Consider the following 19,774-nt stretch of genomic DNA (forward strand, 5'->3'; position numbering starts at 1 on the left):
ACGTCAGAGCGGCGGCGGCCCGCCCGCGGGTCCGCGCGCGGCGCGCTCCGCGAGCACGCTGCGGAGCAGCATGATCGTCAGCACCAGCGCCCAGATGACCAGCACCGCGATCGTCACGAGCACGAGGACGTAGAGCAGGCTGAGGAACCCCAGGCCTGTGGACAGCATCATGCGCGGACCCTACCGGTGCGCAAGGGTCGCACACCGCCGACACAGGTCGGAGAGAAGGCGGCGAGGCCGAGGTCCACGAGCCCTGCCTCGAGTCGCTCGCGGCCGGGTACGTGCGACGAACCGGGCGCATCGGGGTGCTTGCGACATCTCTTGACGCTTTCTTCACCCGGCAGTAGCGTTCTTGCGTGTTGACGCAAGAAATCAACACTCCGTTGTGCGGTGCGGCACAGCGGGTCCGCAATTCTCGAAGGTACTGACCCGAGCCATCCGGCCACGGCCGGACGTGCGCCGTGGCCCGTCCTCCGACCCGGCCGTCCGGTCCGGTGCGGGGTCGCGCTCGGCGCGGCCTGACGCCCGTCGACGACGACGGGAGATCGAGGACACCGATGAGACATCGACCCAGCACGTCGAACCGCACACCTGTCCGCGCACCGCAGCGCCGGCCCCGGCTCCGGCTCGTCGCCGCGACGGCGGCGGCGACCGCCCTGCTCGTCCCGCTCGGCCTGACGACCACCGCGACGGCGGCGCCCACGGTGCTGTCCACGGGGAAGGCGACGGCCGCGAGCAGCAACACCTCGCCGTACCTGTCCGGCAACCTCACCGACGGTAACCAGAGCACGTACTGGGAGTCGACAAACAACACGTTCCCGCAGTGGGCGCAGGTCGACCTCGGCGCGACCGCCACGGTCGAGGACCTCGTGCTCAAGCTGCCCACGGGCTGGGGGGCGCGCAGCCAGACCCTCAGCGTGCAGTCGAGCACGGACGGCTCGAGCTTCACGACCCTCACGGCGAGCCAGGCGTACACGTTCGCCCCGGGGTCCGGGAACACCGTGACGATCGACGTGCCGGACACGCCTGCCCGCTACGTGCGCGTGCAGATCACGGCGAACACCGGCTGGCCTGCCGGGCAGCTCTCGGAGCTCGAGGTGCGCGGCACCGCCGGCGGCACGGACCCGGGGCCCGGGAACCCCCAGCCGCCCGCCGGCACCAACCTCGCCCTGAACAAGCCGATCGAGGCGTCGTCGACGGAGTGGCAGTTCGTGGCGAAGAACGCGAACGACGACAGCACGTCGACCTACTGGGAAGGCGCGGGCGGCCAGTACCCGAGCACGCTCAGCGTGTCCCTCGACTCCGCGACACAGCTCACGAACGTCGTCGTCAAGCTGCCGCCGGCGTCCGCCTGGGGCCCGCGCACCCAGACCTTCGAGGTCCAGGGTCGCGCGACCGCGACCGGCGCGTGGCAGACGCTCAAGCCGTCGGCGGGCTACGCGTTCTCCCCCACGTCGGGGAACACGGTGACGGTGCCCGTCACCGGCACGGCCAAGGACGTGCGCCTCCGGTTCACCGGGAACACCGGCTCCGGCAACGGCCAGGTCGCCGAGCTGCAGGTGTTCGGCACCCCCGCGCCCAACCCCGACCTCGTCGTCACGAGCGTCACCGCGACCCCCGCGTCACCGCTCGAGTCGCAGGCGATCACGCTGTCGGCCGTCGTCAAGAACATCGGCACCCAGGCATCCGCCGCGACCGACGTCGCGTTCACGCTCAACGGCCAGACGGTCGCCACGAAGCCGGTCGGCGGCCTCGCCGCCGGCGCCCAGGCGACCGTCACCGCCGACGTCGGCGCGCGCCCCGCAGGCAGCTACACGATCGGCGCGGTCGCCGACGCGGGCGGCACGGTCCCGGAGCAGGACGAGAGCAACAACGCCTACGCGAACCCCACCCCGCTCGTCGTCACGGCCGTCCCGAGCTCTGACCTCGTCCCGACGCTCACGTGGGCGCCGACCAACCCGTCGGCGGGCAGCACGGTGACGTTCTCCGCGACGATCGCCAACCAGGGCAACGTCGCGACCTCCGCGGCGGCGCACGGCCTCACCGTGACCGTGACGAACAAGGCCACGGGCGCCGTCGTGCGCACCCTCACCGGCTCCGTGAGCGGCGCGATCGCCGCGGGCGCGAGCAGCGCCAGCGTCGACCTCGGCACGTGGACCGCCGCGAACGGCAGCTACGACGTCAAGGTCGTCGCCGCGCCGGACTCCACCGAGGTCGCCGCGAAGCAGGCCAACAACACCGCGACCCGCGCGCTGTTCGTGGGACGCGGCGCCAACCTCCCGTTCGACACGTACGAGGCCGAGGACGGCGTCGCGGGTGGCGGCGCGAGCGTGCTCGCTCCCAACCGCGTCGTCGGCGACCTCGCAGGCGAGGCGTCCGGCCGTCGCGCGGTGACGCTCAACCAGACCGGCGCCTACGTCGAGTGGACCACCAAGGCTCCGACGAACACGCTCCTCACCCGCTTCTCCATCCCGGACTCGGCGGGCGGCGGCGGCACGAACGCGACGCTGGCGATCTACGTGGACGGCCAGTTCCTCAAGAACATCGACCTGACGTCGCGCTACGCGTGGCTCTACGGCAACGAGACCAACCTGGGCAACCAGCCGAGCCAGGGCGCGCCGCGCCACATCTACGACGAGGCGAGCACGCTGCTCGGCACCACGGTCCCCGCGGGCTCGAAGATCCGCCTGCAGAAGACCGCGCAGAACACGTCGCAGTACGCGATCGACTTCGTCGACCTCGAGCTCGCGACGCCGCGAGCCAACCCGAACCCCGCGCAGTACACGCAGCCCGCGGGCTTCACGCACCAGGACGTCCAGGCCGCGCTCGACAAGGTCCGCATGGACACGACGGGCACGCTCAAGGGCGTCTACCTGCCCGCGGGCGACTACCAGACGGCGAGCAAGTTCCAGGTGTACGGCAAGGGGGTCGACGTCGTCGGCGCCGGGCCGTGGTTCACGCGGTTCTTCGCGCCGCAGGGCCAGGAGAACACGGACGTCGGCTTCCGTGCCGAGGCGAGCGCCAACGGCTCGTCTTTCCGCGACTTCGCCTACTTCGGCAACTACACGTCGCGCATCGACGGGCCGGGCAAGGTGTTCGACTTCGCCAACGTGAAGAACATGACGATCGACAACATCTGGGTCGAGCACATGATCTGCATGTTCTGGGCCTCGAACATGGACGACTCGGAGGTCAAGAACTCCCGCATCCGGAACACGTTCGCCGACGCGATCAACATGACCAACGGCAGCGCGAACAACCACGTGCACAACAACCAGGCGCGCGGCACGGGCGACGACTCGTTCGCGCTCTTCGCGGCCACCGACAACGGCGGCAGCGGGCAGCGCGGCAACGTGTTCGAGAACCTCACCTCGACCAACACGTGGCGCGCCGCCGGGCTCGCGGTCTACGGCGGCCAGGACAACACGTTCCGCAACATCTACATCGCGGACACCCTGGTCTACTCGGGCGTCACGATCAGCTCGCTCGACTTCGGGTACCCGATGGAGGGCTTCGGCCCGGCGCCCACCGTGTTCGACGGGATCACCGTCGTCCGCTCCGGCGGGCACTTCTGGGGCAACCAGGTGTTCGGGGCCGTCTGGATGTTCTCGGCGTCCAAGGCGTTCGGGAACATCCAGGTGAACAACCTCGACGTCGTCGACCCGACGTACTCCGGGATCATGTTCCAGACGAACTACGTCGGCGGGCAGCCGCAGAACACCTTCCAGAACCCGACGTTCACCAACGTCACGATCACCGGGGCGAAGAAGAGCGGCGACGCCTACGACGCCAAGTCCGGCTACGGCATCTGGGCCAACCCGATGCCGGAGGCGGGCCAGGGGCCGGCCGTCGGCACCGCGACGTTCACCAACCTCACGTTCTCGGGCAACTACCGGGACATCGAGAACACGACGTCGACCTTCACCATCACGCGCAACTGACCCCGCCCGACGCCGCAGCCCGCCTCACGGGGCGGGCTGCGGCGCGCGCGGCGACCCCGGGCCCGGCTCCGGACCGTCCTGGCCGAACCGCCACCGCATCGCCGCGTGCTCGGACGTGCGCTCGTACGCGAACACGACCTCGGGCCGCACGGCGAAGACGAGCGCCGGGTCGCCGTCGTGGAGGAACACGCCGTCCCCGACGTCGAACGTCCAGTCGTCGCCGTACTTGCAGCGCCACCGCTCGGCGAGGCGGCGCAGCGCCGCGTCGTCGGTGACGCGCGCGGCGGTGCCCTCGACGACGACGTCGAGCGCGTCCTCGTAGGCGTTCGTCCCGGTCGTGAGGACGACGCGCGCGTTCTCGGCCAGGTTGCGGGCCTTGCGCTCGTCGGGCCCGGTGGTCACGTGGAGGCTGCCGTCGGCGACGACCGTCATGAGCGGCGTGACGTGCGGGCGCCCGTCAGGGCGCACGGTCGAGATCCACGAGATCTCGGCCCGTTCGAGCGCGCCGCGAACCGTCTCCCACGGGACGGGGCGCGCGCCGGGAGAGCTGAAACCGGGGACGAGCGTGCCCTCGGGTGCGTCGGGGGCGTCGGGTCGCGCGGCCGGCTGGTCGGTGGTGGTCATGGCGGTCCTCTCGTCGGTCCTGCCCCTGGGACCGACGAGCGCGCCCGGACTCATCGGTCGCGCGGACCGCGGTCCTGCGCCGACCGGCGGGACGTCACCGCACGTCGTCGGGGCCGGCCTCGTGGCCGGGACGGCCCGCCGTGCGCCGGTCCTGCTTCATCCGGGCCTCGAACAGGTGCCGCGCGCCGCCCGCGAGCTCGTCGCGCGCGGCGCGCTCGTGCTCGCGGAACGCCGACCAGTAGCCGTCGTCGTACTCCTCGACGAGCTGGAACGTCCAGCGGCCGGGGACGACGTTGCGGCCCACGAGGTCCGTCTCGATGCGGTCCGCGACCTCGGTGTGCCCCGCGGCGCGCAGCTTCTCGACCGCGTCGCCGAGGGCGAGGTCCGCCTCACCGGTGAGCTGGTGGAACGTGTAGAGGTGCCCGCGCGCGCGTTCCGTCGTCTCGAGCGCCTCGCTCAGGGCACCGAGCGCCTCGACGGTCGCGTCGCTCACGCCGTCGGGCACGGGACGGCCGGGCAGGTCGGCAGGGTTCCGGGAGGTCTCGTCGCTCACGCGGCCACGCTAGGCACGGCCCGCCGGGCCCGCACGCGCTCGTCGGCGACCGCCGCCGTCCCGAGCGACGACCGCCGCCCCGAGCAACACCCCGCGCTCGTGGGCAGGCTGTGACAGGGTTGACCCGCCACCCCCGACCGAGGACAGCGCCGCGAGCCATGCCACAGACCGCACCCGTACCGACCGTCCCGAGCGAGCCCACCCCGAGCCAGCGCCCCCACCGGGCCGCGCGGCTCGAGGACCGGTGGCGCGCCGTCGTCTCCCGCTTCCAGAAGGCCCGCGGGTGGCGCCCGCGCGTCGAGCCGTTCGCCGGCTACGGGAGCCCGCGCCGCGTGCGCGTGCTGGGCCGGGTGCTGCTCGCGAGCCCGGCGTTCGACCCGGCGATGCACGAGCGCGAGTCCGCGGACCGCCGCGGCTGGCGCTACTTCTTCACCGCCCCGGCCCCGCGCGAGGAGGTCCGCGTGCGGGTGGGCAGCACGACGGTCGACCTCGTGTCCGACCGCGGCGGCTACCTCGACCGGGTGATCGACGTCGACCTCGCGCCGGGCTGGCACGACGTCTCGTTCCGGACGTCGGCGGGCGCGACGGCGACCGGCCGGGTGTTCGTCGTGGCCGACGGGCGCCGGCTCGGCGTCGTCTCGGACATCGACGACACCGCGATGGTGACCGCCGTCCCGCGCCCGTTCATCGCGGCGTGGAACACGTTCGTGCGGCACTCGAGCGCCCGCGTGCCGGTGCCCGGCATGGCGGCGCTGTACCGCGGGATCGCGACGTCGCGGCCCGGCACCCCGTTCGTCTACGTGTCGACGGGCGCGTGGAACACCGCCGCCAACCTGCGGCGCTTCCTCCAGCGCCACGGCTTCCCGCCCGGCCCGCTGCTGCTCACCGACTGGGGCCCCACCAACACGGGCTGGTTCCGCAGCGGCCCGGAGCACAAGGACACGTCGCTCGACCGGCTGTTCCGCGAGCTGCCCGACGTCGACTGGCTGCTGATCGGCGACGACGGCCAGCACGACCCCGACATCTACGCGCGCGCCGCGCGGCGCCACCCGGGCCACGTCGCGGCCGTCGCGATCCGCGAGCTGACGCCCGCGCAGCAGGTCCTCGCGCACGGCTCGCCGCTGCCCGCGCCCGGCAGCCTGCCGGGCGACGTCGGGGGCGTCCCGACGGCGCACGGGCCCGACGGGGACGCGCTCACCCGCTCGCTCGCCCGGGTCCTGCGCCGCTGACCGTCCGGCGCCGCTCGGGGCCCCGCACCACGAGGTAGAGGCGCGGTCCGAGGACCACGCCTCTACCTCGCGCGTCAGGGCTGGCGCCTCAGACCTCCAGGTTCGCGAACAGCACGCTCGCGAGAGCGAGCCCGACCACGAGGTTGAACACCGTCGCGGACCCGAACACGACGAGCGGCTTCCAGCCCGCCTCGCGCACGACCGTGACCTTGAACTCCAGGCCGATCGAGACGAACGCGACGATGAAGAACACGGTGCTCAGCGACTTGAGGACCGCGATCTGGTCCGCCGACGCGTCGGCGCCCACGGCGCCGACGTACACCGTGGCGGCGACGGACGCGGCGAGGAAGCCGAGCACGAACTTCGGGAACCGCGTCCACAGCTCGCGCACGCGCGGGGCCGAGGCTCCCGGCGTCCGCTCGACCTTGAACGCGAAGTACGCGGTGAGGGCGACGGCGACCACGCCGATGAGCGCGTTCTGGGTCGCCTTGACGATGGCCGCGACCTGGAGCGCCTCGTCCCCCGCGAGGGCGCCCGCCGCGGTGACGGCCGCCGTCGTGTCGATGTTGCCCCCGATCCAGGCGCCCGCGACGGCGGGGCTGAGGCCGAGCGACTCGGCCAGCGCCGGGAGGACGAAGATCGACGGGAGCGCGAAGAGGATGACGACGCTCGCCGTGTACGCGAGCTGCTCCTTCTTCGCCTGCACCGCACCGGCCGCGCTGATCGCGGCGCTCACCCCGCAGATCGACACCGCGGACGCGAGCAGCGCCCGGAGCCTGTCCTCGATGCCGAGCCGCCCGCCGAGCCACCACGTGAACCCGAACACGAGCGTGATGAGCAGGAACGCCTGGGCGATCGCCGGGCCCGCCGCGGACACGATGAGCGCCAGGTTCACCGTCGCGCCGAGCAGGACGAGCCCGGTCTTGATGAAGAGCTCGGTGCGGAACGCGGCGGCGAGCCGGTCGCGGAGCCCGAGCGCGGTGAGCACGAGGTTGCCGAGCAGGCCGAGCGCGATCGCGTACACCGGGTACTCGACCGCCTTGGCGATGCCCGCCAGCGGCGTGCCCGCGAGCCAGTCGGGCACGTGCTGCTCCAGGGAGCGGACCGACCACGCGAGGCCGAGGAGGACGACGACCCCGGCGACGACGTAGCCCGCCCCGGGGTTGCGCCCGTCCTGGACGACGGACTCCTCCAGGCTCGTGCCCGACGTCGGGCCGCGCCCCTCGGGGTCCGTCGCCGGCTCGGTGGTCGGCGTGGTGCTCGTCGCCGCGGGCGGCGGGGTGGGGGCGCTCATCAGGGCACCAGCCCTTCGGGGATCAGCCCGAGGAGGCCGAGTGCCACGATCAGGAGGCCGACGCCGGTCGCGAGCCAGTCCTCGGAGAGGTGGACGCGGCGGACGGTCTCGACGGTGACGGGTGGTTCGACGCGCGCGGCGCCGGGGGTCTCGTGCTCGTTCATGGTGGTCCTGTCGCAGAGAGTCGGGAGGTCGGCGGTCCGGGCAGGGGCGACGGACGGCCGCGCGACGACCGCGAGAGCGCGGCCTACCTCGCGACGTGTCGGGGTCCGTCGCCCCGTCGACACAGCACGCCGGGGCACGGGGCGCGCTCGGCGGGAGGTCGGGTGCCGGTCATGGCGACATGGTCCTCGGGCCGGGCGGTCGACCGGAAGCGGGTTCTCGCATCTCGGGCGGACGTGACGCAACGTGACGCGTCCGGGGTGCCGTCCCCCGCGCGTGGTGGTTGCCTGGGGACATGACCACGCCTCACGACCCGTTCCCCATGCCCGACCCCGAGCCCGCGCCGACGCGCCGCACGTGGCCGTGGATCGTCGTCACGGTCGTGGCGGTGCTGGTGATCGCGCTCGTCGTGTGGCTGGTCAACCGCCCGACGGACGACGCGCCCGCCGTCGAGACGCCCGCGCCGTCGACCAGCGCTCCCGCGAGCCCGTCCCCCACCGACGCGGCGTCGCCCACCGACGGCGCCTCGACCCCCGCCGCCGAGGGGTGCCCCGCCACCGGCGACGGCGTCCCCGCCGGCGCGGGCACGCACGAGATCGTCGACGTCGACGGCGACGGCCGCCCGGACACCGCGTGGCTGACCGGCGGCGCGGACCGCACGTTCGGCATCACGACGGCGTCGGGCGCCACGTTCTCCGCACCCGTCGAGTCGGCGAGCCCGCAGCCGGCGAGCGCGATCGTCCAGCTCGTCGCGGCGGGCGACGGGACCGCGCCGATCGCGCTCGTCGACACCGGGCGCGAGGTCCTTCTGCTCTCGGCCGCCGACTGCGCCCTGACGCCGACGCAGAACGCGCAGGACGCGCCCTACACGTTCGACAAGGGCTTCACGGGCTTCGGCACGGGCGTCGGCTGCACCGACGTCGACGGCACGCTGCGCCTCGCGGGCCTCAATGCCGTGCCCGACGACGGCTCCACCTTCACGGTGTCGCGCACCTTCGTCGACCTCGACACGGGCGCGAAGGTCGCGACGAACGGCGAGGAGGAGACGGTCGCGCAGGGCGCCGCCGCCGACGACCCGGTCGTCACGACAGCCCAGGAGACGAGCTGCGGCGACCTCGTGGCCGGCCCGGACGGCCCGGTCGAGCCGCAGTAACCCCGCCGAGGGGTCAGCGGGCGTCGGCGAAGCGGTCGAGCTGGCTCGGCGACAGCGTGACGTCGCGCGCGGCCATCGCCTCGTCGACCTGCTCGATCCTGCTCGCCCCGACGATGGGTGAGATCCCCTGGCTCATCAGCCAGGCCAGGACGACCTGGTTCGGCGTCGCACCGGTCTCCCGGGCGACCTCGTCGAGCACGCGGAGCACGCGCTCGGTCCCGGGGTGGGCGTAGCCCGCGGAGAACGGACGGTCCGCGCGGGTGTACCCGCCCATCATCAGGGGCGTGTAGCACCACAGGTCGAGCCCTTCCGTGCGGGCGTGGTCGAGGTCGTCCGGGGCCAGGAGCTTGTGGCCCGCCTCCGGGACCGTGGTGCCCGGGCGGGGCTGCACGAGGGAGTGTCGGAGCTGCAGCGCCGACCACGCGGCCACGCCCTGCCGACGCGCGAGGTCACGCGCCTGCTGCACCCGCCACGACGCGTGGTTGGCCGCGCCGATCCGGGTGGCACGCCCCTCGGCCACCGCCTCCCCGAACGCGGCGACGGTCTCGCCGAGGTCGACCGTCCGGTCCTCCGCGTGCGCCCACAGCAGGTCGACGTGGTCGACGCCGAGGCGCTCGAGGCTCCCGTCGAGCCCGGCCCGGACGGCGGACGCGGAGAGCCCCTCCGCGCTCTCGGGCCACGCGTGCGCGACGAGCGGGTCCTGACGGACCTTGGTCGCGAGCCCGACGGCCGAGCGCGCCCCCGGGTTCGCCCGCAGCCACGCGGCGAGCACGCGCTCGCTGGCGCCGCCCAGCCCGCTCGGGTCGGTCCAGAAGGCGTAGCAGTTGGCGGTGTCGAGCCAGTGGCCGCCGGCCTCGACGAAGCGGTCGAGCAGCCGGAACGCGGTGGTCTGCTCCACGCGCGTGCCGTGGTCCATGGTCCCGAGGACGATCTGGGGGGCGTTCTGCTGTGCGGTCATGCCCCGATGCTCGATGCTGGAGCGCGCTCCAGGTCAAGCGGTGCTCGACGGCGGACCCGGCTCCCCCTCGACGCCCGGGCCCGGGGCCTCTCCCGCCTGCTCGCGGTAGTACGCGATCTTGTCGTCGAGCACGCCGAGCGCGAGGTCGATCCGCGCCCTGCGCTCGCGCAGCTCCCGCCGATGGCCCTGGAGGAACGCGACGCGGTCGGCGGGGCTCCCCTCGCGGCGCAGGAGCGACGTGAACTCGCGCAGCTCGGAGATGCCCAGCCCGGCGTCCCGGAGGCACGTCACCAGCCCGATCCAGAACAGGTCGTCCCCGTCGTAGGCCCGGTGCCCGCCCGCCGTGCGGGCGATCGGCCCGATGAGCCCCTCCCGCTCGTAGTAGCGGAGCGTGTCGAGGCTGACGCCTGCTCGGGCGGCGGCGGCCTGCGGCGTGAGCGTGTCGGACATGCGGAGCCTCTCTCTGCGCGATCGGTACCCGCTCCTGATTCTGGGTCCTTGCGCGCTCCAGGCCAACGCCGCCCGGGCTCACCCGCGTCCGCACACCCGGCACGGGCCACGGCGTCGGAGCCAGTAGGCGTAGGTCGCGGCGCCGAGCGCGAGCGACCACACCGGCCACAGGAGCGTCGGCCCGACGGCGCCCCACGAGTCCGCCGTCAGGGCCAGCCGGCTCTCGCCGAACCCGAGGACGATGAGCGAGAGCCCCGCGGGGAGCACCGCGACCGCGACGACCGTCGCGGGGACCACCGCGAGCCCCACCGGCACGCGGCGTCCCGCGAGCCCGACCGCCCAGCGCGGGAAGACCTCGCCCCAGCGCTGGAACAGGCCGAGCGTGAGCACCGCGCCGACGAGCGCGAAGCCGCCCAGCCCGAGCGCCGCGACCCAGCCGTCGTCCCCGGCGAGCTGCGCGACGTCGTCGGGCGAGAAGCCGAGCGGGATGCCGAGCACCCAGGCGATGCGCGTGACCGCGTAGAAGGTGGGGATCGCGGCGGCGACGAGCGCGGCGGTCCGGCCCCAGCGCGCCGCGGCGGCGGGCGTGGTCCACGCCGGGTCGTGGCCGTCGTGGCGGCGCCCGCAGGACGCGCACGCCCCGGCCCCGCGGCGCACGAACCGCCACGTCGAGGCGACGAGCAGGGCACCGCCGCCGAGGAGCGCGAGCTGCGTGAGCGGGCCGGCGCCGAGGAAGTCCTCGAACGCGGCGCGGATCAGGGGGTCGAACGGCGCCATGACGAGCGTGACCGGCAGGTACCCGAGCCGGGCGAGGATCGACGCGTCGGTGAGGGCGAGCACCCCGACCGAGACGACCGCGGTCGCCGCGACGGTCAGCGCGCGGTCGGCCCGGGCGACGGGACCGCGCCGGGCCCCGAGCCACGCGCGCAGCGCGGTGGCCGCGCCGACGAGCGCGAGGACCGCGACCCACGGCGTGAGGGTCGCGCCCGGAACCCTGCTCAGGGCGCCGAACGACAGGTCGTTCGCGGCACCGACGGCGAGCGTGCCGCCGGTCAGGGTGGCGACGAGCGCGGCGACGCCGCCGAGCGTCCACCACGCGGCCGCGGCGGGAGCGATCCAGCGGCCTCGGGACGCGCGCCCGGGACGGGCGGGTGGCCCGCCGCGGGTCGACGGTCCACGGTCGCGGCCCGACGGCGCGGGTGCGGGCGTGCGGTCGGACAGGGGCGGGTGCGGTGTCGAGGTGGTCATGCCTCGACGCTCCCGGACCCCGCCCTGCGGCGGATCCCCCGGCACGGCGAGCCCGCTCCCCCGCGCGGGTGACCGCGCTCCGGCGCGAGCGGTCCGACAGCGACGGTCCGGCAGCGACCGGCCGGCGCGTCAGGGGATCAGTCGCGCGGGCGCGCCCGACGCAGCGCCCGGAGGGCGCCCGTGGACCACAACGCCCACGCCACGAGCACGGGCTGGAAGAACAGGCGCCCGAACCGCTTGGCGTCGGTGTCGAGGCCGAACCCGTCCTGGTGCTCGAGCCACTGCCCGACGTTGCCCGGGAAGATCACCACGAAGAACGCGGCGGCGACGAGCCCGACGGCGACGCGCCACCGGGGCAGCACGACGAGCGACCCGCCGAGCGCGATCTCGACGGCGCCCGACGCGAGCACCGTCACGTCGTCGTCCACGGGGAACCAGGACGGGACCTGCGCCTGGAACTCCTCGCGCGCGACCGTGAGGTGGCTGATCCCGGCCCCGACCAGGGCGAGCCCCAGCGCGACGCGCGCGACCGTCGCGACGGGCGGCACGGGCGGGGCGGGGCGGGTGAGCACGGAGAGGTCCATGGCGCGATCGTCGCACCGGGGCGGTCGGCGCGCGCGTCAGCCCGCCCGCACGAACCCCGACTCGTACGCGCGCACCACGGCCTGCGTGCGGTCCCGGACGCCGAGCTTGGCGAGGACGTTGCCCACGTGCGTGCGCACGGTCTCGACGCCGAGGTAGAGCTCGGCCGCGATCTCTGCGTTCGACAGCCCCTGCGCGACCAGCCGCAGCACCTCCCCCTCCCGCTCGGTCAGGCGCGCGCCGCGCAGCGCGTCGCCCGTGGGCGGGTGCGCCGTCGCGAGGCGTCGCACGGCGTCGGGGAAGAGCAGCGACTCGCCGCGCGCGACGACGCGCACCGCCTGCGCGACCTCCTCCGGGCGAGCGCGCTTGAGCAGGAAGCCGTGCGCCCCGGCCCGGAGCGCGTCGAGCACGTGGTCGTCGTTCTCGAAGGTCGTGAGCACGAGCACGCGCGGAGCGCCGTCGCGCGCGAGCAGCGCCCGCGTCGCCGCGATCCCGTCGACGCGCGGCATCCGCACGTCCATGAGCACGACGTCGGGCCGCGATCGCGCGACGACGCCCGGCACCTCCGCGCCGTCCCCCGCCTCGCCGACGACCTCCAGGTCCGGCTCCGCGTCGAGGATGACGCGCAGCCCCGCGCGCACGAGCGGCTCGTCGTCGACGAGCACCACGCGGACCGTCCCCGTCACGGGACCGCTCCTGCCGGGGCCCGCGCTCATCGCGACGACCCCGCGCGCGGGAACGTCGCGCGCACGACCCAGGCGCCGCCGTCGGGCGCGGGACCGGCCGCGACCTCCCCGCGCAGCAGGTGGGCCCGTTCGCGCATGCCCGCGAGGCCGCGGTGCTCGCGCGCGGCGCCGTCGGCTGCCCGACGCCGTGTCCCCGCCCCGAGCGGGTTGCGCACCTCGACGACCAGCGCGTCACCGGGACCGGGCGCCACCTCGACGGCGACGGGCTCGCCGGGCGCGTGGCGCAGCGCGTTGGTCAGCGCCTCCTGCACGACGCGGTACGCCTCCTGCGACACGGCGCGCGGGACGTCGGGCAGCGCGGCACCGTCCCGCGCGAGCCGCACGTCGGCGCCCGTGCCGCGCGCGTCGTCGAGCAGGGCGTCGAGGTCGGCGAGCGTGCGGGCCGGGGCGCGGGGCGGCGCCCCCGGGACGTCCGCGCGCAGGAGGCCGAGCACGTGGTCGAGGTCCGCCATCGCGCTGCGGCCCGTCTCCTCGATCGCGGCGAGCGCACGGCGCGCCGCGGGCGGGTCGGAGTCCAGCAGGCGTGCCGCCGCGGCCGCCTGGAGCGTCGTGACGGTCAGCGCGTGGCCGACCGAGTCGTGCAGCTCGCGCGCGAGCCGGCCCCGCTCGGCCGCACGGTCTGCGGCCGCCTCGAGCTCCGCGATCTGCTCCGTCTGGTCCGGGCCGAGCAGCGGGAGGGCCGCCTGGCGCAGCACGGCGCGCGCGAGCGCCACGACGTACGGGACGGCGAGTAGCACGAGCACCGCGGTGAGCAGCCACGTCCACGCGGGCAGCGCCTCCCACGGTCGCCAGTCGGCGAGCAGCACCGGCTCGACGCCCGTCGCGGACAGCACGAGCTGCGTCGCGACCGGGACCCCGAACAGCACCACGACCACGACCGCCGCCCCGAGGGCCAGGTGCAGCGCGTACCAGGCCGCGGCCCGCCAGCGCGTCGCCGCCCCCGGCGGGGCGGCGCCGGCTGCGGGGAGCGGCACGTCGACGTCGAGGAACGTCCGCGCCGCCGCGATCTCGAGCGTCCGCACGGGCGCGAGGAACGGGGGCGCGCTCGCGAGGACCGCCGTCACGAGCGCCAGGACGACCGTCGCGACGCGCGGCGTCTGGAGGGACGCGAACATCTGCGCGAACCCCGCGACGAGTGCCGCGTACGCCCCGGCGACGACGCCGCCGACCACGAGGAGCACCCCGGCGCGCACGGTGGCCGTGCTGCGCAGCGGGGCGAGCACCCGTCCCCACCCTCGCGGCGGGCGCGCGTCGGTCGTCATGGCCCCCAGTCTCACCGCGCCGCCCGCGCGGCACATCCCCTCGACGGGGGAACCGCGGCGTGCGCGACGCCGCGCGCCCCGGCACGCCCGCTGGTCCAATGGGAGCGTGATCGGGTTCTGGTGGGGCCTCGTCGGGGCGTCGTCGCTGCTCCTCGGGGCCGCGCTCGTCTTCTGGCGCCCGCCGGGCCAGCGGCTCGTCGGGCTCGTCATGGCGTTCGGCTCGGGCGTGCTCATCAGCGCGGTCGCCTACGACCTCGTGGAGGACGCGTCGACCCGCGCGAGCGGGCTCGTCCTGCTCGCGGGTCTCGCGGGCGGGGCGCTGACGTTCTTCGTCGGCGACCGGATCATCGACCGGATGGGCGGCGAGGGCCGCAAGCGCTCCACGGGCGTGCAGAAGGAGTCGGTCCAGGCCGCGGGCGGGACCGGCGGCGCGGCGATCGCGCTCGGCACCGTGCTCGACGGCATCCCCGAGTCCGTGGTGCTCGGCGCGACGCTCATCGGGGGCGGCGGGGTGAGCGTCGCGATGCTCGCCGCCGTCTTCGTGTCCAACCTGCCCGAGGCGATGTCGGCGACGGCGGGGCTGCTCAAGGCCGGCACGAAGCCGTCGCGGCTGTGGGTGCTGTGGGGGTCGACGACGCTCGTCTCGGCGCTCGCGGCCGGGATCGGCTACCTCGCGCTCGACGGCGCGTCGCCCGCCGTCGTGGCGGTCACCCAGGCGTTCGCCGCGGGGGCGCTGCTCACCATGCTCGTCGACACGATGATCCCCGAGGCGACGGAGTTCGGCGGCCCGGTCACCGGCCTCGTCACCGTGCTCGGGTTCGCGACGGCGTTCGGCCTGAGCTCGATCGGCGGCTGACCGCCGTCAGGCCGCGAGGTCCTGGCCGCTCATGCGGTGGATCGACGCCATGACCTCGTCCGTGAGCTCGCGGCGCGCCTGCGCCGGCTTGGTCCCGGCCGTGATCTGGCGCTGCGGGTCGATGGGCTTACCGAAGTGCACCTCGACGCGGTGCAGGCGCGGGATCCGCTTGCCGACCGGCTGGACCTTGTCCGTGCCGCGCACGGCGACGGGGACGACGGGCGCGTGCCCGGCGAGCGCGAGCCACGCGACGCCCGTGCGGCCCGGGTGCAGCTTGCCGTCGCGCGAGCGCGTGCCCTCGGGGTAGATCCCGAACGCGCCGCCGCGCTGGAGCACCTCGAGCGCGTCCTCGAGCGAGCGCTGCCCGGCGCGCGGGTCGTCGCGCTGGACGGGGATCATGCCGATCGTCGTGAAGAACCACCGCGACAGGCGGCCCTTGATCCCGCGGCCCGTGAAGTACTCGGCCTTGGCGAGGAACGTCACGTGCCGCGGCGCGACGATCGGGATGAGCAGCGAGTCGATGAACGACAGGTGGTTGCTCGCGAGGATCACCGCACCGTGGCGCGGGATGTTGTTGCGACCTGTCACCTGGGGCCGCAGCAGCACGTAGGCGAGCAGCGACAGGATGAGCCTCAGGACGCGATAGGTCATCCGTTCATTGTGCACCGTCCGGGGCGCACGTCCGTGCACGCCGTGGGCGACGGCTCACCCGTCGGCGCGCGCCCCCGCCGCCGCACCGCGCCCGGCCCCGCCGGGTGACGAGGTACACCGCGAGGATCACGACCACGAGCCCCGCGGTGGACACGAGCTGGGCGCGCGCGGCGGCGTCGGTCAGCATGAGGACGGCGAGCGCCGCGAGACCCACGAGCACCGCCCACGTGAGCCACGGGAAGCCCCACATACGCAGGGTCATCGGCTCGCCCGACGCGCGGGCCTGCGCCTCGATCCGCCGACGGAGCCGCAGCTGCGAGACGGCGACGAGGACCCACACGACGAGCAGCGCGGCGCCCACGGCGTTGAGCAGGATGCCCAGCAGCGCCTCCGGCAGGAGCCAGTTCAGCCCGACCGCGACGAGCGCGAAGAACACGGAGACCAGCACCGACACCCAGGGGACGTCGCGCCGCGACACGCGCCGCAGCGCGCGCGGGCCGTCGCCGCGCCCGGCCAGCGAGTAGGCCATGCGCGACGTGCCGTACACGTTCGCGTTGAACGCCGAGAGCAGCGCGACCACGACGACGACCTCCATGACGCGCGCCGCGCCCGGCAGCCCGGCGAGGTCGAGCACCGCGACGAACGGGCTCTCGGCGAGCAGCGGCGAGTCCCACGGGAGCACGAGCACCATGATCGCGACCGAGCCCAGGTAGAACACGAGGATCCGCCACACGATGCTGCGCGTCGCGCGCGCGACGGCGGTGCGCGGCTCGCGCGCCTCGGCCGCGGCGATCGTGACGATCTCGATGCCGCCGAACGCGAAGACGACGACGAGCAGCCCCGCCGCGATGCCGCCCCACCCCTCCGGGGCGAAGCCGCCCTGGCCGAGCAGGTTCGACGTGCCGACGGGCTCCGTCCCGGGCAGCAGGCCGAGCACGAGCAGCACGCCGACGACGAGGAACCCGACGATCGCCGCGACCTTGACGAACGCGAACCAGAACTCGAGCTCGCCGAACTGCCGCACGCCCCACAGGTTGATCACCGCGAACACGACGACCACGGCGAGCGCGACGCCCCACTGCGGCACGTCGGGGTACCAGCCGGTGACGATGCGCGCGGCCCCGGTGATCTCGGCGCCGAGCACCATGACGAGCATGAACCAGTACAGCCAGCCGAGCAGGAACCCGGCCCACGGCCCGAGCGCCTCCTCCGCGTAGACGGAGAACGACCCGCTCGCGGGGCGCGCGCTCGCCATCTCGGCGAGCATCCGCATGACGAGGATGACGACGACGCCCGCGATCGCGTACGACACGAGCACGGCCGGGCCGGCGGTGGCGATCCCGACGCCGGAGCCGAGGAACAGCCCGGCGCCGATCGCGGAGCCGAGGCCCATCATCGTCAGGTGCCGCGTGCGCAGCCCGCTGCCCAGGTGGTCGGCGCTCGGGTCCGCGCCGCTGTCGACGGTCGCGTCGCCGGTCGGCCCGGTCGTGGACGGTGCCCCGCTCGCGGACGGTGCCGGGCGTTCGGGCGTGGGGGTGCTCATGGTGCGGTCCTGCGGTCGGGGTCGGGACGCCGTGCTCGACGCCGACCCACGACGCTACACGGCCCGAGCGCGACGACACCCCGCACCCGGCGTGAGGGACGCTCGGGGTGCGGGGCGGCGTCGGGCACGACGCTGTGCCGTCGCTACGGGGTCGCGGTCCGCGGGAGCGGGGCGACGGCGTGCTGGCGCGGCGCGGCGGTGCCGTCGCCGGGCGCGGCCGGGTCGTCGGCGCGGTCGCCCGCTCCGGCGGCGGTGCCGGCCTGCCGTCCGTCGCCGTCCGGCGCCGGGGCGCCGGGCGTCGGCGCCGTGGCGTCGACGGCGACCGGTCGGCGCGTCGAGCCGTTGAGGACGCCGTCGTCCTGGAGGTCCTCCAGGTCCTCGTCGTCCACGGCGTTCGCACCGTGCTCCGCCCCGGCGGCGAACACCGACGGGTCGGGCGGCGTGCCGAACTTCAGGTGGTTGAAGAGCAGGTTGAGCAGGATCGCCATGACCGCGGCCGAGCTGATGCCCGAGTGGAAGATGATCCCGAACCACGTGGGGAACTGGTCGTAGAAGTCGGGCTTGGCGATGGGGATCATGCCGAACGAGATCGACGCCGCGACGATGATGAGGTTCATCGGGCGCGAGTAGTCGACCTTGGCGAGCGTGCGGATGCCCGACGCCGCGACCGAGCCGAACAGGACGACGCCCGCGCCGCCGAGGACCGGCGTCGGCACCGCGGCGACGACGCGGCCGAGGACCGGCAGCAGGCCGAGGATCACGAGGATCGCGCCGCCCGCCCCCACGACGAACCGCGACTTCACGCCCGTGATGGCCACGAGGCCGACGTTCTGCGCGAACGCCGACTGCGTGAACGACCCGAAGAACGGCGACACGATGGACGACGCCATGTCGGCCCGGAGGCCGTCCGCGATGCGCTTGCGGTTCACCTTGGTGCCGACGATCTCGCCGACGGCGATGATGTCGGCCGTCGTCTCGGTGAGGGTCACGAGGATGACGATGAGCATGGAGATGATCGCGGCGATCTCGAACGTCGGCGCCCCGAAGCCGAGGAACGACGGGAACGCGGCGACGGGGCCGTCGCCCACGCCGGAGAAGTCGGCCTTGCCGAGCGCGAGCGCGATGAGCGTCCCGACGACGATCGCGATGAGGATCGACAGGCGCGAGATCGTGCCGCTGCCGACCTTGGACAGCAGGATGACGATCGCGAACGTCAGCGCGGCGAGGCCGATGTTGCTCACCGAGCCGTAGTCGGGCGCGCTCGCGTTGCCGCCCATCGCCCAGTTGGCCGCGACGGGCATGAGCGTGAGCCCGATCGTCGTGATGACGACGCCCGTCACCACCGGCGGGAAGAACCGGATGATCTGCGCGAAGAACGGGGTGATGAGCAGGCCGATCACGGAGGCGACGAGCACCGCGCCCAGGACGCCCGGGATCCCTCCCCCGCCGTTGACGATCGCGACCATCGTGGACACGCCCGCGAAGGACACGCCCTGGACCAGCGGCAGCTGGGACCCGAAGAAGGGGATGCCCACCGTCTGCAGGATCGTCGCGAGGCCGCCGATGAAGAGGGACGCCGCGACGAGCATCCCGATCTCGGCGCCGGTCAGGCCCGCGGCGCTCCCCACGATGAGCGGGGGGGCGATGATGCCGCCGTACATCGTGAGCACGTGCTGGAACCCGTACCCGAACGTCGACCCGATGGGCAGCCGCTCGTCCTCGGGGCGTACCGGACGCCGTTCGGCGCCGTCCGTGGCCCTCGTGGCTCGCGCATTCATAGCGGACCTCCTCGTCAGCTATCGTTCCGCTTGGCGGAAAACTACTTCCACTATTCGAACGCCTCGTGTGACCTGTGTCAAGTCCCTGCCGCAACTCGTGCGTGGCCAGCAGGGACGGTCGCGACCGCCCGACGTCGCCCGTCCGCCGCCGCCCGTGACGTCGCCCGTGCGACGCGGCAAAGCGCTGGCACCGCGCCGCGCGTCCTCCCTACGCTCCACCGGTGACCACGACCCTGCGGCCCTACCGCCCCGCCGACCTCGACGCGGTCGTCGCGCTGTCGCTGCGCGCGTGGGAGGGCGCGTTCGCCTCCTGGCGCGAGACCCTCGGGGAGCGCCTCTACGACCTCGCCTACCCCGACTGGCGCCGCAGCCAGGCGGCGGAGGTGCGGGGCGCGTGCGAGAAGCACCCCGCGACGACGGTCGTCGCGGAGCGCGACGGCCGGGTCGTCGGGTTCGCCACCACGGTGCTCGGCGAGCCCGCGCCGGAGGGCGCGCGCACCGCCGACCTGGAGATCATCGCCGTCGACCCCGACGTGCAGGGCGACGGCATCGGCCGCCGGCTCGTGGACGCTGCCCTCGCGCTCATGCGCGACGCCGGGTGCGCCTACGCCAACGTCTGGACCGGCGGCGACCCGGGCCACGGGGCAGCGCGCGCCCTGTACGAGTCGAGCGGCTTCACCGCGCTGCCCGTCGTCCACTACTACCGCGAGCTCTGAGCCGGCGGGGGCGCCCCGGGCGTCGGCC

Annotated in this window: 19 protein-coding genes; 5 read left to right on the forward strand and 14 right to left on the reverse strand. The window is 74.5% G+C overall.

Annotated elements, in window-relative coordinates; translation table 11 throughout:
* Positions 1–3 precede the first annotated feature (3 nt).
* Complete coding sequence (locus GWJ10_RS03340; RefSeq protein ID WP_163185135.1) at positions 4–171, reverse strand: hypothetical protein; 168 nt, start codon at positions 169–171, stop codon at positions 4–6.
* Between the two features lie 386 nt (positions 172–557).
* On the opposite strand from GWJ10_RS03340, the gene GWJ10_RS03345 reads away from it, so the two are divergent.
* Positions 558–3,941, forward strand: a complete 3,384-nt coding sequence (locus GWJ10_RS03345; protein ID WP_163185138.1) for a discoidin domain-containing protein — start codon at positions 558–560, stop codon at positions 3,939–3,941.
* A 24-nt stretch (positions 3,942–3,965) separates the two neighbouring features.
* Here GWJ10_RS03345 and GWJ10_RS03350 read toward each other — a convergent pair whose 3' ends face one another.
* The gene (locus GWJ10_RS03350) at positions 3,966–4,565 is read right to left on the reverse strand and encodes a pyridoxamine 5'-phosphate oxidase family protein (protein WP_076404265.1); all 600 of its coding nucleotides are present in this window, start codon (positions 4,563–4,565) and stop codon (positions 3,966–3,968) included.
* Between the two features lie 94 nt (positions 4,566–4,659).
* Positions 4,660–5,118, reverse strand: a complete 459-nt coding sequence (locus GWJ10_RS03355; RefSeq protein ID WP_163185141.1) for a hypothetical protein — start codon at positions 5,116–5,118, stop codon at positions 4,660–4,662.
* 158 nt (positions 5,119–5,276) lie between these two features.
* Between GWJ10_RS03355 and GWJ10_RS03360 the strand changes: the two genes are divergently transcribed.
* Positions 5,277–6,347, forward strand: coding sequence for a phosphatase domain-containing protein (locus GWJ10_RS03360; RefSeq protein ID WP_163185144.1), 1,071 nt, complete (start codon positions 5,277–5,279; stop codon positions 6,345–6,347).
* Positions 6,348–6,435: 88 nt separating this feature from the next.
* Here GWJ10_RS03360 and GWJ10_RS03365 read toward each other — a convergent pair whose 3' ends face one another.
* Together GWJ10_RS03365 and GWJ10_RS03370 are read right to left on the reverse strand one after the other, a co-directional pair.
* Positions 6,436–7,641: a putative sulfate exporter family transporter gene (locus tag GWJ10_RS03365; RefSeq protein ID WP_163185146.1), complete on the reverse strand. Its 1,206-nt coding sequence runs from the start codon at positions 7,639–7,641 to the stop codon at positions 6,436–6,438.
* Positions 7,641–7,805, reverse strand: a complete 165-nt coding sequence (locus tag GWJ10_RS03370; protein WP_163185149.1) for a hypothetical protein — start codon at positions 7,803–7,805, stop codon at positions 7,641–7,643. Before GWJ10_RS03370 ends, GWJ10_RS03365 begins: the two co-directional genes overlap by 1 nt.
* 293 nt (positions 7,806–8,098) lie before the next feature.
* Here GWJ10_RS03370 and GWJ10_RS03375 point away from each other — a divergent pair, with 293 nt between their 5' ends.
* The gene (locus tag GWJ10_RS03375; protein ID WP_163185152.1) at positions 8,099–8,956 is read left to right on the forward strand and encodes a hypothetical protein; all 858 of its coding nucleotides are present in this window, start codon (positions 8,099–8,101) and stop codon (positions 8,954–8,956) included.
* Between the two features lie 13 nt (positions 8,957–8,969).
* Here the strand turns inward: GWJ10_RS03375 and GWJ10_RS03380 are convergent, their stop codons facing one another.
* The 6 genes from GWJ10_RS03380 to GWJ10_RS03405 form a co-directional block, all read right to left on the reverse strand.
* Complete coding sequence (locus GWJ10_RS03380; RefSeq protein WP_206158320.1) at positions 8,970–9,914, reverse strand: aldo/keto reductase; 945 nt, start codon at positions 9,912–9,914, stop codon at positions 8,970–8,972.
* Between the two features lie 33 nt (positions 9,915–9,947).
* The gene (locus GWJ10_RS03385) at positions 9,948–10,364 is read right to left on the reverse strand and encodes a MerR family transcriptional regulator (protein ID WP_163185164.1); all 417 of its coding nucleotides are present in this window, start codon (positions 10,362–10,364) and stop codon (positions 9,948–9,950) included.
* A gap of 78 nt (positions 10,365–10,442) precedes the next feature.
* Positions 10,443–11,612 (reverse strand): hypothetical protein, encoded by a 1,170-nt coding sequence (locus GWJ10_RS03390; RefSeq protein ID WP_206158321.1) that lies wholly within the window; start codon positions 11,610–11,612, stop codon positions 10,443–10,445.
* 137 nt (positions 11,613–11,749) lie between these two features.
* Positions 11,750–12,196, reverse strand: coding sequence for a MauE/DoxX family redox-associated membrane protein (locus tag GWJ10_RS03395; RefSeq protein WP_163185167.1), 447 nt, complete (start codon positions 12,194–12,196; stop codon positions 11,750–11,752).
* A gap of 36 nt (positions 12,197–12,232) precedes the next feature.
* Positions 12,233–12,880 carry a response regulator transcription factor gene (locus GWJ10_RS03400; RefSeq protein ID WP_240696558.1) on the reverse strand — a complete coding sequence of 216 codons (648 nt, stop codon included), beginning with the start codon at positions 12,878–12,880 and terminating at the stop codon, positions 12,233–12,235.
* Between the two features lie 26 nt (positions 12,881–12,906).
* Positions 12,907–14,202, reverse strand: coding sequence for a histidine kinase (locus GWJ10_RS03405; RefSeq protein ID WP_163185170.1), 1,296 nt, complete (start codon positions 14,200–14,202; stop codon positions 12,907–12,909).
* A gap of 106 nt (positions 14,203–14,308) precedes the next feature.
* On the opposite strand from GWJ10_RS03405, the gene GWJ10_RS03410 reads away from it, so the two are divergent.
* Entirely contained in the window at positions 14,309–15,058 is a 750-nt protein-coding gene (locus GWJ10_RS03410; RefSeq protein ID WP_034654794.1) for a ZIP family zinc transporter, read from the forward strand.
* A 6-nt stretch (positions 15,059–15,064) separates the two neighbouring features.
* On the opposite strand, the gene GWJ10_RS03415 is transcribed toward GWJ10_RS03410, so the two are convergent.
* From GWJ10_RS03415 to GWJ10_RS03425, 3 genes are all read right to left on the reverse strand, one after another.
* Positions 15,065–15,709 (reverse strand): lysophospholipid acyltransferase family protein, encoded by a 645-nt coding sequence (locus GWJ10_RS03415; RefSeq protein WP_061268954.1) that lies wholly within the window; start codon positions 15,707–15,709, stop codon positions 15,065–15,067.
* A gap of 4 nt (positions 15,710–15,713) precedes the next feature.
* Entirely contained in the window at positions 15,714–17,252 is a 1,539-nt protein-coding gene (locus GWJ10_RS03420) for an amino acid permease (protein WP_163185173.1), read from the reverse strand.
* Between the two features lie 143 nt (positions 17,253–17,395).
* Complete coding sequence (locus GWJ10_RS03425; RefSeq protein ID WP_240949247.1) at positions 17,396–19,030, reverse strand: nucleobase:cation symporter-2 family protein; 1,635 nt, start codon at positions 19,028–19,030, stop codon at positions 17,396–17,398.
* Positions 19,031–19,251: 221 nt separating this feature from the next.
* Between GWJ10_RS03425 and GWJ10_RS03430 the strand changes: the two genes are divergently transcribed.
* On the forward strand, positions 19,252–19,746 hold the full coding sequence (locus GWJ10_RS03430; RefSeq protein ID WP_009864533.1) for a GNAT family N-acetyltransferase: 495 nt from the start codon (positions 19,252–19,254) through the stop codon (positions 19,744–19,746).
* Positions 19,747–19,774: the final 28 nt, after the last annotated feature.

This window comes from Cellulosimicrobium sp. SL-1 (genome assembly GCF_011033075.1).
GTDB classification, from domain to species: Bacteria; Actinomycetota; Actinomycetes; order Actinomycetales; family Cellulomonadaceae; genus Cellulosimicrobium; species Cellulosimicrobium funkei.

What these genes read in the sequence shown, in the direction of transcription:
- GWJ10_RS03340 (WP_163185135.1), bottom strand. Translation starts at nt 171, where the DNA reads ATGATGCTGTCCACAGGCCTGGGGTTCCTCAGCCTGCTCTACGTCCTC.
- GWJ10_RS03345 (WP_163185138.1), top strand. Translation starts at nt 558, where the DNA reads ATGAGACATCGACCCAGCACGTCGAACCGCACACCTGTCCGCGCACCG.
- GWJ10_RS03350 (WP_076404265.1), bottom strand. Translation starts at nt 4,565, where the DNA reads ATGACCACCACCGACCAGCCGGCCGCGCGACCCGACGCCCCCGACGCA.
- GWJ10_RS03360 (WP_163185144.1), top strand. Translation starts at nt 5,277, where the DNA reads ATGCCACAGACCGCACCCGTACCGACCGTCCCGAGCGAGCCCACCCCG.
- GWJ10_RS03365 (WP_163185146.1), bottom strand. Translation starts at nt 7,641, where the DNA reads ATGAGCGCCCCCACCCCGCCGCCCGCGGCGACGAGCACCACGCCGACC.
- GWJ10_RS03370 (WP_163185149.1), bottom strand. Translation starts at nt 7,805, where the DNA reads ATGAACGAGCACGAGACCCCCGGCGCCGCGCGCGTCGAACCACCCGTC.
- GWJ10_RS03375 (WP_163185152.1), top strand. Translation starts at nt 8,099, where the DNA reads ATGACCACGCCTCACGACCCGTTCCCCATGCCCGACCCCGAGCCCGCG.
- GWJ10_RS03380 (WP_206158320.1), bottom strand. Translation starts at nt 9,914, where the DNA reads ATGACCGCACAGCAGAACGCCCCCCAGATCGTCCTCGGGACCATGGAC.
- GWJ10_RS03385 (WP_163185164.1), bottom strand. Translation starts at nt 10,364, where the DNA reads ATGTCCGACACGCTCACGCCGCAGGCCGCCGCCGCCCGAGCAGGCGTC.
- GWJ10_RS03390 (WP_206158321.1), bottom strand. Translation starts at nt 11,612, where the DNA reads ATGACCACCTCGACACCGCACCCGCCCCTGTCCGACCGCACGCCCGCA.
- GWJ10_RS03395 (WP_163185167.1), bottom strand. Translation starts at nt 12,196, where the DNA reads ATGGACCTCTCCGTGCTCACCCGCCCCGCCCCGCCCGTGCCGCCCGTC.
- GWJ10_RS03405 (WP_163185170.1), bottom strand. Translation starts at nt 14,202, where the DNA reads ATGACGACCGACGCGCGCCCGCCGCGAGGGTGGGGACGGGTGCTCGCC.
- GWJ10_RS03415 (WP_061268954.1), bottom strand. Translation starts at nt 15,709, where the DNA reads ATGACCTATCGCGTCCTGAGGCTCATCCTGTCGCTGCTCGCCTACGTG.
- GWJ10_RS03420 (WP_163185173.1), bottom strand. Translation starts at nt 17,252, where the DNA reads ATGAGCACCCCCACGCCCGAACGCCCGGCACCGTCCGCGAGCGGGGCA.
- GWJ10_RS03425 (WP_240949247.1), bottom strand. Translation starts at nt 19,030, where the DNA reads ATGAATGCGCGAGCCACGAGGGCCACGGACGGCGCCGAACGGCGTCCG.